This is a genomic window from Sphingomonas panacis (assembly GCF_001717955.1).
Classification (GTDB): Bacteria; Pseudomonadota; Alphaproteobacteria; order Sphingomonadales; family Sphingomonadaceae; genus Sphingomonas; species Sphingomonas panacis.
The window spans coordinates 2,486,089-2,500,136 of the sequence record NZ_CP014168.1; the positions used below are offsets into that span (position 1 = coordinate 2,486,089).

The 14,048-nt window shown below is 67.1% G+C and carries 20 protein-coding genes; 4 read left to right on the plus strand and 16 right to left on the minus strand.

Annotation, left to right across the window (positions count from 1 at the left end; genetic code table 11):
* Positions 1–45 precede the first annotated feature (45 nt).
* From J0A91_RS11230 to hisB, 9 genes are all read right to left on the minus strand, one after another.
* The gene (locus J0A91_RS11230; RefSeq protein WP_069204985.1) at positions 46–1,614 is read right to left on the minus strand and encodes an amino acid permease; all 1,569 of its coding nucleotides are present in this window, start codon (positions 1,612–1,614) and stop codon (positions 46–48) included.
* 103 nt (positions 1,615–1,717) lie between these two features.
* Entirely contained in the window at positions 1,718–2,098 is a 381-nt protein-coding gene (locus tag J0A91_RS11235; RefSeq protein ID WP_069204986.1) for an HIT domain-containing protein, read from the minus strand.
* A 35-nt stretch (positions 2,099–2,133) separates the two neighbouring features.
* On the minus strand, positions 2,134–2,451 hold the full coding sequence (locus J0A91_RS11240; RefSeq protein ID WP_069204987.1) for a phosphoribosyl-ATP diphosphatase: 318 nt from the start codon (positions 2,449–2,451) through the stop codon (positions 2,134–2,136).
* Positions 2,448–2,639: a hypothetical protein gene (locus tag J0A91_RS11245; protein WP_069204988.1), complete on the minus strand. Its 192-nt coding sequence runs from the start codon at positions 2,637–2,639 to the stop codon at positions 2,448–2,450. Before J0A91_RS11245 ends, J0A91_RS11240 begins: the two co-directional genes overlap by 4 nt.
* Positions 2,640–2,767: 128 nt before the next feature.
* Complete coding sequence (gene hisF / locus J0A91_RS11250) at positions 2,768–3,535, minus strand: imidazole glycerol phosphate synthase subunit HisF (RefSeq protein WP_069204989.1); 768 nt, start codon at positions 3,533–3,535, stop codon at positions 2,768–2,770.
* Complete coding sequence (locus J0A91_RS11255; protein ID WP_069204990.1) at positions 3,532–3,774, minus strand: hypothetical protein; 243 nt, start codon at positions 3,772–3,774, stop codon at positions 3,532–3,534. The genes hisF and J0A91_RS11255 overlap by 4 nt, the downstream gene beginning before the upstream one ends.
* Positions 3,771–4,505 carry a 1-(5-phosphoribosyl)-5-[(5-phosphoribosylamino)methylideneamino]imidazole-4-carboxamide isomerase gene (gene hisA / locus J0A91_RS11260; RefSeq protein WP_069204991.1) on the minus strand — a complete coding sequence of 245 codons (735 nt, stop codon included), beginning with the start codon at positions 4,503–4,505 and terminating at the stop codon, positions 3,771–3,773. Before hisA ends, J0A91_RS11255 begins: the two co-directional genes overlap by 4 nt.
* A 127-nt stretch (positions 4,506–4,632) precedes the next feature.
* Positions 4,633–5,238, minus strand: coding sequence for an imidazole glycerol phosphate synthase subunit HisH (gene hisH, locus J0A91_RS11265; RefSeq protein WP_069204992.1), 606 nt, complete (start codon positions 5,236–5,238; stop codon positions 4,633–4,635).
* Positions 5,239–5,338: 100 nt separating this feature from the next.
* The gene (gene hisB / locus J0A91_RS11270; RefSeq protein ID WP_069207242.1) at positions 5,339–5,926 is read right to left on the minus strand and encodes an imidazoleglycerol-phosphate dehydratase HisB; all 588 of its coding nucleotides are present in this window, start codon (positions 5,924–5,926) and stop codon (positions 5,339–5,341) included.
* A gap of 102 nt (positions 5,927–6,028) precedes the next feature.
* Here hisB and J0A91_RS11275 point away from each other — a divergent pair, with 102 nt between their 5' ends.
* Together J0A91_RS11275 and fumC are read left to right on the plus strand one after the other, a co-directional pair.
* The gene (locus J0A91_RS11275) at positions 6,029–6,511 is read left to right on the plus strand and encodes an SspB family protein (protein ID WP_069204993.1); all 483 of its coding nucleotides are present in this window, start codon (positions 6,029–6,031) and stop codon (positions 6,509–6,511) included.
* Positions 6,512–6,764: 253 nt separating this feature from the next.
* Positions 6,765–8,150: a class II fumarate hydratase gene (gene fumC, locus J0A91_RS11280; protein ID WP_069204994.1), complete on the plus strand. Its 1,386-nt coding sequence runs from the start codon at positions 6,765–6,767 to the stop codon at positions 8,148–8,150.
* Between the two features lie 120 nt (positions 8,151–8,270).
* Here the strand turns inward: fumC and J0A91_RS11285 are convergent, their stop codons facing one another.
* A complete protein-coding gene (locus tag J0A91_RS11285; protein WP_069203655.1) occupies positions 8,271–9,374 on the minus strand; it encodes an ISAs1 family transposase in 1,104 nt (367 codons plus the stop codon).
* 159 nt (positions 9,375–9,533) lie between these two features.
* Between J0A91_RS11285 and J0A91_RS11290 the strand changes: the two genes are divergently transcribed.
* Entirely contained in the window at positions 9,534–9,755 is a 222-nt protein-coding gene (locus tag J0A91_RS11290) for a hypothetical protein (protein ID WP_069204995.1), read from the plus strand.
* A 49-nt stretch (positions 9,756–9,804) separates the two neighbouring features.
* The gene (gmk, locus tag J0A91_RS11295) at positions 9,805–10,455 is read left to right on the plus strand and encodes a guanylate kinase (RefSeq protein WP_069204996.1); all 651 of its coding nucleotides are present in this window, start codon (positions 9,805–9,807) and stop codon (positions 10,453–10,455) included.
* On the opposite strand, the gene J0A91_RS11300 is transcribed toward gmk, so the two are convergent.
* Genes J0A91_RS11300 through J0A91_RS11325 form a run of 6 tightly spaced genes read right to left on the minus strand, consistent with a single transcriptional unit; the run spans position 10,456 to position 13,843 of the window.
* A complete protein-coding gene (locus J0A91_RS11300; RefSeq protein ID WP_069204997.1) occupies positions 10,456–11,145 on the minus strand; it encodes an ATP12 family chaperone protein in 690 nt (229 codons plus the stop codon). It lies immediately after the preceding gene.
* Positions 11,142–11,348 carry a hypothetical protein gene (locus J0A91_RS11305; RefSeq protein ID WP_069204998.1) on the minus strand — a complete coding sequence of 69 codons (207 nt, stop codon included), beginning with the start codon at positions 11,346–11,348 and terminating at the stop codon, positions 11,142–11,144. Before J0A91_RS11305 ends, J0A91_RS11300 begins: the two co-directional genes overlap by 4 nt.
* Positions 11,345–12,001, minus strand: coding sequence for an HAD-IA family hydrolase (locus J0A91_RS11310; RefSeq protein WP_069204999.1), 657 nt, complete (start codon positions 11,999–12,001; stop codon positions 11,345–11,347). Before J0A91_RS11310 ends, J0A91_RS11305 begins: the two co-directional genes overlap by 4 nt.
* Entirely contained in the window at positions 11,998–12,288 is a 291-nt protein-coding gene (locus J0A91_RS11315; RefSeq protein WP_240502266.1) for a hypothetical protein, read from the minus strand. The genes J0A91_RS11310 and J0A91_RS11315 overlap by 4 nt, the downstream gene beginning before the upstream one ends.
* Complete coding sequence (locus tag J0A91_RS11320; RefSeq protein ID WP_069205000.1) at positions 12,288–12,737, minus strand: MaoC family dehydratase; 450 nt, start codon at positions 12,735–12,737, stop codon at positions 12,288–12,290. The genes J0A91_RS11315 and J0A91_RS11320 overlap by 1 nt, the downstream gene beginning before the upstream one ends.
* Entirely contained in the window at positions 12,734–13,843 is a 1,110-nt protein-coding gene (locus J0A91_RS11325; RefSeq protein WP_069205001.1) for an RluA family pseudouridine synthase, read from the minus strand. The genes J0A91_RS11320 and J0A91_RS11325 overlap by 4 nt, the downstream gene beginning before the upstream one ends.
* Between the last annotated feature and the right edge of the window lie 205 nt (positions 13,844–14,048).

Genomic DNA, 14,048 nt, shown 5'->3' on the forward strand with positions numbered 1-14,048 from the left:
TCCGGCGGAAGGGTTCGGAAAAGCGGAAAGTTTACAGCGCTCGCGTCACTCCAGACCAAGTGCCACGTGACTGCGCGAGCGGCTGTAGGCGAAATAGATCACCAGCCCGATCGCGCCCCAGCCCGGCAGCACCAGCTTCGCGGTCAGCGGCAGCGACAGGTACAGCCCGACGCAGCCGATGATCGCGAGCGGCGCGACCACCCACACCAGCGGCGTGCGGAACGGGCGCTTGCGGCTCGGATCGGTCTTGCGCAGCACCATCACCGACACCGCGACCATCAGGAACGCGAACAATGTGCCCGCATTCGAATAATCGGCCAGCCTGCCGACCGGCAGGATCGCCGCCGCGATCGCCGCGGCGATGCCCGTCACCACCGTCACGACATGCGGCGTGCGGAACTTCGGGTGGATCGACGCGAGCCTCGACGGCAGCAGGCCGTCGCGCGCCATCGTGAAGAACACGCGGGTCTGGCCGAACATCATCATCAGCACCACCGACGGCAGCGCCAGCACGGCGGCCAGCCCGACGAACCGCCCGACCATCGGCCAGTTGATCGTATCGAGAACATGGACGAGCGCTTCCTTCGAGCACACCAAAGGCTCGATCGCGCCCGTCGCGACGATCGCGGCGCAGCGGCCGGCGATCTCGGGCGTGCCCGGCGACAGCACCACACCCGACAGCGAGCGCACCGGCTGCGCACCGATCGCGCCGATCGCGCCCGAGGCGACCAACAGATAGAAGATCGTGCAGATGGTGAGCGACGCGATCAGCCCGATCGGCACGTTGCGCTGCGGGTTCTTGGTTTCCTCGGCGGCGGTCGAAACCGCGTCGAAGCCGACATAGGCGAAGAAGATCGACGCCGACGCGCCGAGCACGCCGAGCCCCGACGAGCTGAACGGATTGCCGAACCCGGTCGGCATGAACGGGTCGAAGTTCTTGGCGTTGAGCACCGGCAGCGTCAGCGCGATGAACGCGGTGAGCGCGACGATCTTGATCGCGACCAGCACCGCGTTGGCGCGCGCGCTTTCGGTCGTGCCGATCACCAGCAGCCAGGTCACGGCAGCGATGATGACGATGGCGGGAAAGTTGATCCAACCGCCGGTCTGTAGCGCGGTCGTCAGATCGGGGCTGGGGGCGGCACCGAACGCGAGGTACATGTTCGCCATCAGCGCATCGGCGTTGCTGATCGCGGCGGGCACATGCCACCCCAGACCATTCAGCAACCCGACGAAATGGTTCGACCAGCCGACCGCCACCGCACTCGCGCCGACGGCATATTCGAGGATCAGCGCCCAACCGACCATCCACGCCAGCACTTCACCGGTAACGGCGTAGGTATAGGTGTAGGCCGATCCCGAAACCGGCACCATCGAGGCCAGCTCCGAATAGCACAAAGCCGCCACCGCACAGACAAACCCGGCGACGACGAAGCTCAGCAACATGCCGGGACCGGCCTTTTGCGCCGCTTCCGATGTGAGAACGAAGATACCGGTGCCGATGACCGCGCCGACCCCCAGCATGGTCAATTGGAAGGCACCGAGCGAGCGGTGTAGGCCTTTCTTTTCCGCCGTGGCGAGAATCGCGTCCAATGATTTGACACGCCCAAAAATCATTCAAAAACCCCCGGAATGGCTGGCGATCGGCTCTCATGGCCGGCTTTCGGAAAGTCGCTGAGCCTAGTGGTAAATTCCTGCCACGCAATCCCCTTTACCGGGGTCAGGCGCTCGCCAGCATCGGCCCGAGCTTGCGCCCGGCGAAGATGTGGACATGGAGGTGCGGCACCTCCTGATGCGAATCGAGTCCGGTGTTGGCGAGCAGCCGATATCCCGGCGCGACCAGCCCCGCCGCCCGCGCCACCGCGCCGACCGCGCGGACGAACCCGGCGATCTCGGCATCGCTGCCACGCGCGCTGAAATCGTCCCATGACACATAGGCGCCGCGCGGGATCACCAGCAAATGCGTCGGCGCCTGCGGGTTGATGTCGTGGAAGGCGATCGCGAAGTCATCCTCATAGACTCGCTGCGACGGAATCTCGCCGCGCAGGATCTTCGCGAAGATGTTCTGATCGTCATAGGGCAGGGTGGCGTCGATCGGCATGGCCGGTTCCTCTCAAAAGCGATCTCTCATGTCCGTTACGCGGGCCGCGCCGCCTTCTCGTCGATCCCCGACACGCCCTCACGGCGGTGCAGCTCGGCGCGCACGTCTTCAAGGGTCAGTCCGGCATCGGCGAGCAGTACGAGCAGGTGGAAGACGAGATCGGCCGCCTCGCCGGTCAGCGCCTGCGGGCTTTCGGAGACGGCGGCGATCACCACCTCGGTCGCCTCCTCGCCGACCTTCTGCGCGATCTTGGCGCGGCCCTTGCCGAACAGCCTGGCGACATAGGAGGAGGCGGGATCGGCGCCCTTGCGCGCGCGGATCGTCGCTTCGAGCGTGTCGAGGAAATCGGTCATGCCGTTCCGTCCCGATCGACCGGCGGCTTTTGCCGCGGCTTGATGAAGCGTTTGCGAAGCGCGCGGCGGACGAGGAACACGCCGATCGCCGCCATCACGAACAAGGCGATGTCGGACGCGGCCGGCGCGGTGCGTTCGACCGGAACGCCGGTGTGCGCGGCGGAGGCGGTGAGGGAGAGGAAGGACATGAGCGCGCTTTAGCAGCGGCAAAACGAAATGCCATCTCTCGTCGCCCCGGCGCAGGCCGGGGCCGCTGGGTTTGGGCCACCCGTCTCGCCAAATTACGCAACGGCCCCGGCCTGCGCCGGGGCGACGATCAGGCCAGCGGCCGCCGCACCGGAATCCCCGCCGCCGCCAGCGCGGCATGCGCGTCGGCGATGCTCGCGTCGCCGAAGTGGAAGATCGATGCCGCCAGCACCGCGCTGGCATGCCCCTCGACCACGCCCGCGACCAGATCGGCGAGTCCACCAACCCCGCCCGAAGCGACCACCGGCACGCCGACCAGATCGGCGATCGTCCGCGTCAATTCCAGATCGAACCCGCTGCGAGTCCCGTCGCGGTCCATCGAGGTGACGAGCAGCTCGCCCGCGCCAAGTTCCGCCAGCCGCACCGCATGCGCGACCGCATCGATGCCGGTGCCGCGCCGCCCGCCGTGGGTGAACACTTCCCAGCCCGATCCACTGCGCCGCGCGTCGATCGAGGCGACGATGCACTGGCTGCCGAAGCGATCGGCGATCTCGGCGACGACCTCGGGCCGCGACACCGCCGCGCTGTTCACCGCGACCTTGTCCGCCCCCGCCAGCAGCAGCGCGCGCGCATCCTCGGCCGATCGCACCCCGCCGCCGACCGTCACCGGCATGAAGCACACCTCGGCGGTGCGCCGCACCACGTCGAGGATCGTGCCGCGCGCCTCATGGCTCGCGGTGATGTCGAGGAAGCACAATTCGTCGGCGCCCGCCGCATCATAGGCGCGCGCCTGCTCGACCGGATCGCCGGCATCCTTGAGATCGACGAAATTGACGCCCTTGACCACGCGCCCGTTGGCGACGTCCAGGCAGGGAATCACGCGCGCACGGACGGTCATAGGTGCGAAACTCCCGGGAACAGGAGCAGCACGCCGCTCATCGCGAAACCCAAGGCGATCACGAATTCGATTCCCGCCGTCAACCAGAACGCCGAAGGGCTGGAAATGCGCGAGAAGACGATCGGATTGATTCCTCCGAGAAAAACAACGGGCATCGCACCCGCGCGCCAGCCGTCCAGAACGACGGACCCCGCGTAGGCCGCCAGCCCGAACATTATGAGGGCGGCGAGGATGCTCACGCCCCCCTCGCCACCGCCAGCGCCTCGGCCAGATCGAGCCGCCCGTCATACAGCGCGCGGCCCGTAATCACGCCCTCCACGCCATCGCGGTTATGCCGCGCCAACACGTGAATTTCGTCGATCCCGGCGACGCCGCCGCTCGCGATCACCGGAATCCGCACCGCGCGCGCGAGATCGACCGTCGCCTCGACGTTGCACCCTTTGAGCAGCCCGTCGCGCCCGACATCGGTGAACAGCAACGCCGCCACGCCCGCATCCTCGAACCGCCGCGCCATGTCGGTCACGGTCACGGTCGAGACATCGGCCCAGCCCTTGGTCGCCACGAACCCATCGCGCGCGTCGACCGCGACGACGATCCCGCCGGGGAAGTCGCGCGCCGCGTCGCGCACCAGATCAGGGTTCTCCAGCGCGGCGGTGCCGATCACCACGCGCGCCACGCCAAGATCGAACCAGCCTTCGATCGCCGCGCGCGTGCGGATGCCGCCGCCGAGTTGCACCCGTCCGGGGAAGCGCGCCACGATCGACCGTACCGCGTCGCCGTTGACCGAATCGCCCGCGAACGCGCCGTCGAGATCGACGACATGGAGATGCTCGGCCCCGGCATCGGCGAACAGCATCGCCTGCGCGGCGGGATCGTCGCCGTACACGGTCGCGCGCGCCATATCGCCCTCGGCGAGACGCACGACCTGACCGCCCTTGAGGTCGATCGCGGGGAAGACGATGAGGGTCATGGCAGGTCCGTTATATGTGGTGCGCAAACCGTCACCCCAGCGCAAGCTGGGGTCTCTACGAGGAGGGCGTCCGGCCAAAACCGGGAGATCCCAGCGTGCGCTGGGATGACGCGTGGGGCGGGGCGGGTCACGGCGCCCATGTCAGAAACCTCCGCAAAAACGCCAGCCCATAAACCTGGCTCTTCTCGGGGTGGAACTGCACCCCCAGGATATTGTCCCGCCCGATCGCCGCGACGACCGGCCCGGCATGGTCGCTCGTCGCGACGACGTCGGCGCCTTCGAACGCATAGCTGTGCAGGAAATAGGCCTCGCCCGGCACGATCAGCGGATGCGCGACGACCGGCACGACATCGTTCCAGCCCATGTGCGGCACCTTCGCCGCCGGATCGGCGGGGGTGAGCCGCCGCACGCTGCCCGCGACCCAGCCGAGGCCCGGATGCACGCCGAACTCCTCGCCAGTCTCGGCGAGCAACTGCATGCCGACGCAAATACCGAGAAACGGCACGCCGTCCCCGCGCACGCGCCGCTCCATCGCCTCGACCATCCCCGGCACCGCGCGCAGCGCCGACGCGCAGGCGGCAAACGCGCCGACGCCCGGCAGCACGATCCGGTCGGCGTGTGCGACCACATCGGCATCGGCGGTAATCACGATATCGCTCGCGCCAGCCGCCTTGAGCGCATTGGCGACCGAATGCAGATTGCCCGCGCCGTAATCGATCAGCGCGAGTGTCATCTCGTCGCCCCGGCGCAGGCCGGGGCCGCCGCGTAATAGGGCGCCCCGCTCGCAAAATTACCCAGCGGCCCCGGCCTGCGCCGGGGCGACGAGCGTGGCATCACAGCACCCCCTTGGTGCTCGGAATCGCATCCGCCTTGCGCGGGTCGATCTCGGTCGCGGTGCGCAGCGCCCGCGCGAGGCCCTTGAACGCGCTCTCGATGAGATGATGGTTGTTGGTGCCGTACAGCCGCTCGACATGCAGCGTCAGCCCGGCGGCGCCAGCGAAGCTGTGGAACCAGTGGCCGAACAATTCGGTGTCCATCTCGCCGAGCCGCGGCGTGGTGAAGTCGCACTTCCACACCAGATACGGTCGCCCGGAAATATCGAGCGCGACCTGGGTCAACGTCTCGTCCATCGGCGAAAGCGCATCGCCATAGCGGCGGATGCCCTTCTTGTCGCCGAGCGCCTTGGCCACCGCCTCGCCGATAGCGATGCCGGTATCCTCGACGGTGTGGTGCTGGTCGATATGCAGATCGCCGACGGTCTTCACATAAAGGTCGATCAGCGAATGCCGCGAAAGCTGCTCGAGCATGTGATCGAAGAAGCCGATCCCGGTCGAAATCTCATAAAGCCCGGTGCCGTCGAGGTTGACGGTCACGTCGATCGAGGTCTCGTGGGTCGAGCGCGAGATGGTGGCAATACGCATCGCGCCTCCATAGCGCCCACGCGCCGTCATGCAATCTTGGCCGTGCCGGTCGCGTGTTCGCCCAAGCTTGACCCTGCGCCAAACCCCGCTACCCAAGGGCGCATGAGCGACGGTATGCCCGACAGCCTGATTCCCTATGACGAGATCGTGCAGGAAGCCCTGCGCGCCGTGGTGGGGCGCGTGCTGGGTTCGGTGGCGTCGAACGGCGGACTGCCGGGCGACCACCATTTCTACATCACCTTCAAGACCCAGGCGCCCGGCGTCGACATTCCGCAGCGTCTGATCGAGCGTTTCCCCGACGAGATGACGATCGTCATGCAGAACCGCTTCTGGGATCTGCTCGTCGACGATTCGAAATTCTCGATCGGGCTGAGTTTCAATCAGGTGCCGTCGAAACTGGTGATTCCCTATTCGGCGATCACCGGCTTCCACGATCCGGCGGTCAACTTCGAACTGCGCTTCCAGGCGCAGGAGGGCCCCGAAGGCCCCGACCCGCAGGAATCGGCCGAAAACGACGGCCCGACCGTGACCCCGGTCGAAGACGGCTCCAACGTCGTGAGCGTGGATTTCAAACGGAAGAAATAGGGAGCGAGGCGAGCAGCAAAGCTGCGAGCCGGTCGCGCGAGCGACGCGAACCGCCGGCCGACGCGGCAAAGCCGCGTCCGACGTCACGGGATGTATTCCCGTGACGGCCTGAAATCGCGCCTCCCGCTGTCCTACACCCCGCTTGATACGCTATGTTCGCGTGGCCATCTCCCTTGCCTGAGTCCGCCGCCGCCATCCCGCCCACCGCGTGCTGGATAGGCAACGTTAGCCATCTTTGCCCCTCGAGGTTCGCATGACCGACACCCGCACCGAAACCGATTCGCTCGGCGCGATCGACGTCCCCGCCAGCGCCTATTGGGGCGCGCAGACCCAGCGCAGCATCGAGAATTTCCCGTTCGGCGCGGCCGAGCGGATGCCGATCGGCATCATCCACGCGCTCGCGATCGTGAAGCAGGCGGCGGCGCGGGTGAACCGCCGCCACGGCCTGCCGCCGGAGATCGCCGACGCGATCGACACCGCCGCCGCCGAGGTGATCGCAGGGCAACACGACGACCAGTTCCCGCTCGTCATCTGGCAAACCGGCAGCGGCACGCAGAGCAACATGAACGTCAACGAGGTGATCGCCGGTCGCGCCAACGAGATCCTTACGGCCAAACGCGGCGGCAAGGCGCCCGTCCACCCCAACGACCACGTCAACATGAGCCAGTCGTCGAACGACAGCTTCCCGACCGCGCTCCACATCGCCGCCGCGCTCGCCGCGACCCGCGCGCTGGTTCCCGCGCTCGAACAGCTCGAAGCCTCGCTGCTCAAGAAGGTCGAGGCGTGGGGCGATATCGTCAAGATCGGCCGCACGCACTTGCAGGACGCGACCCCGGTCACGCTCGGCCAGGAATTCTCGGGCTATTACGCGCAACTCCGGCTCGCGCGGACGCGGATGGTGCCGCTGATCGAGCATGGCCTGTGCAAGCTCGCGCAGGGCGGGACGGCGGTCGGCACCGGCCTCAACACGCCGCCGGGCTTCGCCGAGGACATCGCCGCCGAGATCGCGTCCCTCACCGGCCTGCCGTTCGAGACCGCGCCGAACAAGTTCGAGGCGCTGGCGACACACGATACGCTCGTCGATTTCTCCGGTCGCCTCAACACGCTCGCGGTCGCGCTCACCAAGATCGCCAACGACATCCGCCTGCTCGGCTCGGGGCCGCGCTCTGGGCTGGGGGAGATCGACTTGCCCGCCAACGAACCCGGCAGTTCGATCATGCCCGGCAAGGTCAACCCGACCCAGTGCGAGATGCTGACGATGGTCGCCGCGCAGGTGATCGGCAACCATCAGGCGGTGACCGTCGGCGGGCTTCAGGGGCATCTCGAACTCAACGTGTTCAAGCCGCTGATCGGCGCCGCCGTGCTGCGCTCGGTCGATCTGCTCAGCGTCGGCATGGCGAGCTTCGCGGAGCGGTGCGTCGAGGGAATCGAACCCAATCGCGGGCGAATCGCCGAACTGGTCGATCGCTCGCTGATGCTGGTGACCGCGCTCGCGCCCGAGATCGGCTATGACAACGCCGCCAAGATCGCCAAGCACGCGCACGCCGAAGGGCTGACGCTCAAGGAAGCCGGGCTGGACCTGGGTCTAGTCGATGCCGACACGTTTGACCGGCTGGTGCGCCCCGAAACAATGGTGTGATTTCGCAACCAGCTCCCCTCCCTTGAACAAGGGAGGGGCCGGGGGTGGGTTGGTTCGCGAGCGAAGGTGCCGCCCCGCCACGAGCCGACCCACCCCCGCCCCCTCCCTTCCAGGGCAGGGCTATCGCATTTGGCGGAGGAGGGTTGCGAGGTAGTGGTCATCCCATCCGGCGCGTTTGATTTTGGCGCGGATGGAAAGCTTTCTTGGATCGTGCTGGAGAAGGTTGAGGGCGAGCCTTCGCAGGAGGGCGAGGTTTTCGGCGCAGTGATCGGATCGGGTGTGGATGCGATCTTCGCCGAAGGCGACATCGAGCAGCCAGTGTTGCTGATTCTCGATCGTCCAGTGTGCCCTGATCACCCGAAGCGCCTCGCGCGGCGGCAGGAAGCGGGAGAGGATGGCATAGCGGGTGTCGGTTTGCTCCTCGCCTTTGACGCGGCGCAGACTGTCGATCCGCACGATGGCGCCCAGACCCTCGAAGCCATATCGATCGGCCCAGTCGGCGGGCGCGGGGACGACCCATGCCCGCCGCTCTTCGTATCTGCCATGCGCGGTCTCGCTGGTGCTGGCAGCCTGTGCGGCGTCGGGATCGGCGAGCAGATCCCGGATCGCGGCGTGCAGCGGTCCGCGATTGCCTTTGATGATCAGAGCATAGTCGCCACCGCGCGCCCGTATCGCCGAGACCGTCCGGCGGCTGGCATGCAGCGCATCGGCGGTAACCGTACAGCCGGTCAGGTCGAGCAGGGCGATGATCTCGCGGGCCGCGGTGACTTCGCTGCGATTATGCGCGCGGCACTGGCTCAGCACCAGCCGATGATCGGCCGCCCAGGCGCTCACCAGATGCAAAGGCATGGTGCGGCGCGCGCTATCGACGGCCCCCCGCAACGACTTGCCGTCGATGGCAATGATTGGCCCGGCGATCCCCTGGCGCTCCAGCGTTGCGGCAAAAGCACTGACGAAGCGCTGAAACGCCCGCTCGAACGACGGCGGATCGAGCGTGCGAAAGACCCGGCTGAACGTGTCGTGGCTCGGCGTTCCATGATCCAGCTTCAGGAACTGGCCAAGACAGTCCCGCTTCGCCTCGCCGAACTCGGCGATATCGACGCATGTCTCGGCCCCACACAGCAGCGCGGCGAACGCGATCAGCAAGATATCCGGCAAAGCATGGCTGCTGTTCGAACGTCGTGGGTCCGGCACGACATCGAACACCTCACGGAACCCGCGCATACCAATCTCCCCGGCAACCCAGGAGAGACTACAGAATCCAATCTATCAAACTTGGATAGCCCTCTCATCGCCAAATGCGATTCCCCTGCTTCCAGGGAGGGGAGACGGAAGGAACAACCTTTCCCCTCGCGCTTTGAGCGCTCGAACAAGGAGACTCACATGAACTTCACCACTCTGATTGGTGCCGCGATCGGCGCAGCCATCGACGGTTCGGACGGCGAGGACAGCACCGTCGATGGCGCGATCGAGGGTGCGATCGTCGCGACCGTGGTGCGCGCGGCGATCCCGCTCGCGCTGACCTTCGCGACCGGCTGGCTGGTGCTGCGCGGCATCGGCAAGCTCAAGGATGCGGCGTTCGGCGCGTCGGAACCGCAGGCGTAAGCGTCTTGGCGGGTTGACGGGGCAGGGCCGGGCGCGCCAGTAGCGCGCGATGAGCGTACATAACCCCGCCGACCCGCACGGCTTCAAGCGCCGTGGCGTGCTGTTCGTCCTGTCCTCGCCCTCGGGCGCGGGAAAATCGACGATCGCGCGCAAGCTGCTCGCCGACGAGACCGAGCTGCATATGTCGGTTTCGTACACCACGCGACCGATGCGCCCCGGCGAGGTGGATGGCGTCGATTACCATTTCGTCGATCTCGAGCGCTTCCGCGAGATGGTGTCGAACCACGAGTTCCTCGAATGGGCGCATGTCTTCGACCACCGCTACGGCACGCCCAAGTCACAGGTGTGGAGCGAGCTGGGCAAGGGCCACGACATCCTGTTCGATATCGACTGGCAGGGCGCGCAGCAGCTCCACCAGCTCGCCGGTGGCGACATCGTCCGCATCTTCATCCTGCCGCCCTCGATGGAGATCCTGCGCGAACGGCTCGAACGCCGCGCGACCGATTCGATGGCGGTGATCGACGCCCGCATGGCCCGCGCCGCCAACGAGGTGAGCCACTGGGACGGCTATGATTACGTCCTCGTCAACGACGATGTCGAGGAATGCTTCGCCTGCGTGAAGACGATCCTCGCGGCGGAGCGGCTGAAGCGCTCGCGCCAGACCGGGATCATTGGGTTCATCCGCAAGCTGCTCCGCTGATCACGCCAGACGCAGCAAATCCAGCACGCGAACGCCCGCGTCGAAATCGCGTTGCCGCACCGCGCGGGCATTCTCGGCAAGCGGGTCGCGGCCCCAGCGGTCGGCCTGGAACTCTTCGTCGACGATCGCCGCCGTCCACACATCTTCCGGGCTTGCCGCCCCCTCGATCAGCGCGAGCGCCGCGATCAGCGAGCCGCTGATCGTCACGATCGGCGACAGCGCGGCCAGTTCGAACGCGCCGCGCGCCGCAACCGCCTCGCCAAGCCGTGCCAGCGTCGCGGGCGGTTGCGCGCGGTGCATGATGCCGGTGACAACCTCGAAATGCACATCGTAGCGACGGCGCGCCCAATCCAGCAGCGGCTCCCACGCCGCCGCCTGCCGCGCGGCCAGTTCCTCGGGGTCTTCGGCGCGGTAGCAGAGCAGGTCGCTTTCGCCATACGCCGCGAGACCCGCCGCGAAGAGCGCCGTATCGCTTGCAATCCGGTCGATCGCCGCGTTGCCGAGTCCGGTCAGCGGCATCGCGCCGGGATCGATCGTCTCGCCGCACGCACGCCATTCGTCGGCAACCGCTTCGGCCAGCGCGTGCGTGGGCAGCAGCAGTGGCGCTCGACCGGGGGTCCGCAGCGGCTTGCCGTCGAGCCGGACGCCGCGTTCGGCATCGACCGTCACGTCTTTCCAGAAACGCTTCATTCGGGCGGCGTCCGCCAGCGGCGCGCGAGCGCGCGCGGCACCACCGCCATCATGAAGAGCGCCGACAGCACCAGCGCCGTGCCGATGATTTTCGGAACCACCGCGTCGGTGCGCGCGATCAGGATCAGCCCCAGCACCGCCCCCGCCGTAGCCGCCAGCCGCGCTCCGACGATGATCGACCAATGTTTCGCGTCGTCGTTCATGCCACCATCAACCCGGTCAGCGCGGACACTTCACTGGCGACTGCATGCGCGCCCGCCGCGTGCAGTTCATGCGGCGAATGGTAGCCCCAGCCGACGCCGAGCGCGCGCGTGCCGGCAGCCCGCGCCATCAGCATGTCGTAGCTGGTGTCGCCGATCATTACCGTCGTTTCTGGTGCCGCACCCGCATCCGCCATCGCCTGCTCGATCATCGACGGGTGCGGCTTGGAGGGGTGGCGGTCGGCGGTCTGGAGCGTGATGAAACGCGCGGTCAGCCCGTGTTTCGCGAGAACATGCGCCAGCCCGCGATCGGACTTGCCGGTCGCCACCCCAAACAGCCAGCCGTCCGCCCCAAGCTGGTCGAGCGCGTCGATAATCCCGTCGAAGAGCGGTTCGTCGGCAAGCGCACCGGTGCTGCGCATTTCGAAGAACCGAGCCTTGTAATCGGTAGCGAGCGCATCGTGCTGCGCCGCCTCCGCCTGCGGTAGCAGCGCCTGCATCGCTTCGACGAGGCTGAGACCAACAATCCGCCGGATCGCGTCGCGTTCCGGCACGTCGATCCGGTGCAGCGCGAACGTATCCTCGACTGCGCGGCAGATATTTGCCTGGCTATCGACCAGCGTGCCGTCGCAGTCGAACAGAGCGAGCCGGTTCATAGGGCGCGCATCCATCGCGCGATGTCGCGCCCGCCGGACGCGTCCGCACCATCCGCCGCCGCCAGTCGTGCCGCTTCGGGTTTGTTCTGCCCGAGTTTGAGCGTGCCGCGCCACGCCTGCACCTCCAGCGTGAAGCCGACGATGCCCTGCGTCATGCGGTCGAACAGCGCGGCGTCCATCTTGTCCCGCGTCCATGGCGCTTTCGGCGCGAGCCGCGCCTCCTGCTCACCGGAGAGCGCGCGTATCGCGTTGTGGTCTTCCCGGCGGAAAGCGGAAGCGGGGTGCATCACGCCGGCCGCGCGGGAAACTGCATCAGGTTGATCATGCTCATAACCGTGTCACCCCGCTGATCGGTCACGGTCGTCCGCATCGTCACCGTGCCAAGCTGCGGCTTGCTGGCGGAGCGCCGTACAGCGACGATCTCGCGCCGTGCGGTCAACGTAGCGCCCGGCCGCACCGGCTTCAGCCAGCGCAGTTCGTCCGCCCCGATGCCGAGCAACGGCGTGTCGCCGAACGGGTTGTTTGCGATGAAATCCCGCATCACCAGCGCGGCGACGTGCCAGCCGCTCGCGATCAGGCCTCCGAATCGCCCGGAGGCGGCGGCCTCCGGGTCGATGTGCATCGGCTGTGCGTCGTATTCGCGTGCGAACCGCACCACGTCCGCCTCTTCCACCACGAACCGCGTGCCGGTCCAGGCGTCGCCCGGGCTGAGATCGTCGAGGTACAGCGCGCTCATTTGGTCGGGGCACCGCGCCGCCGGCGTTCGCCCTTGCGGTCCTTGCGCACCGTCTTGGCGTGTTGCTTGGCCTGCTGTTTCTTCACCGCCTTGCTGGGGGGCGGGGGCGTGTCGAGCGGCATGTTGTCGCCGAGCATCTCCTCGAACCCGAAATGCTTGAGGCTTTCGGCGAAGTGGCGCGGCAGTTCGGCCTTGACGTCGATCACGCCGCCATCGGGATGATCGATGCGAAGGTTGCGCGAATGGAGGTGCATCTTGCGGCTGATGCTCCCGGTCAGGAACGCGGCCTGTCCGCCGTATTTGCCGTCGCCGACGATCGGATGGCCGATCGCCGCCATATGGACACGCAACTGGTGCGTGCGCCCCGTGTACGGGATCAACTCGACCCATGCGCAGGTTGTGCCGGCGAGTTCGATCACGCGGTAGCGCGTGCGGGCGGGAGCGCCTTCGGCCTCGTCGACGTGCATCTTTTCGCCGCCCGAGCCGGGTTGTTTGGCGATCGGCAGCTCGATCATGCCGTCCTCGATCGAGGGCACGCCGACGACCAGCGCCCAGTAAATCTTCTTGGCGGTGCGCGAGGAGAAGGACTTCGAGAAGAACGCCGCCGCGCGGCTGGTGCGCGCGATCAGCAACGCGCCGCTGGTATCCTTGTCGAGCCGGTGGACGAGCTTGGGGCGCCCGTCGTAATCGTCCTGATAGGCGTCGAGCAGTCCGTCGACATGCTCGGTCGTCTTGGTGCCGCCTTGCGTGGCGAGGCCGGGCGGCTTGTTGAGGACGATCGCCTGCGCGTCGCGGTGAATGACGAGTTCGCGCGCGAAGGCGATCTCGTCATCGCTTAACGGCGGACGTTCACGCTTCACCGGCGCGTCGGCGCGAACCGGCTCGGCCGGTGGTACGCGGATCGTCTGGCCGGTGGTGATACGGTCGCCCGGCGTAGCACGCGCGCCATCGACACGGAGCTGCCCGGTGCGCGCCCATTTCGCGACGGCGGTGAAGCTGGTGTCGGGCAGATGCCGCTTGAACCAGCGATCGAGCCGGATGCCGTCGTCGTCGGATTCGACGCGGAAGCTGCGAACGTCGCCTTCGTTTCTCGGGGTCTCGCTCATGCCACGGCTCGCGCGGAAGACAGGCCGCCGATCACATCGGCCGCTAATGTACCAAAGGGAACGCTCGTCCCGAACAGCGTCGTCGTCAAACGGCCACCGTGCCGCCGCCCGGCGGTGCCGATCGCGCCACGCGTAAAGACCAGAAAAAATTGTGTCATGGCGCCCGTTAGCGCGGTTCGGCGCGAAAGAGAACCTGTGCTTAGGT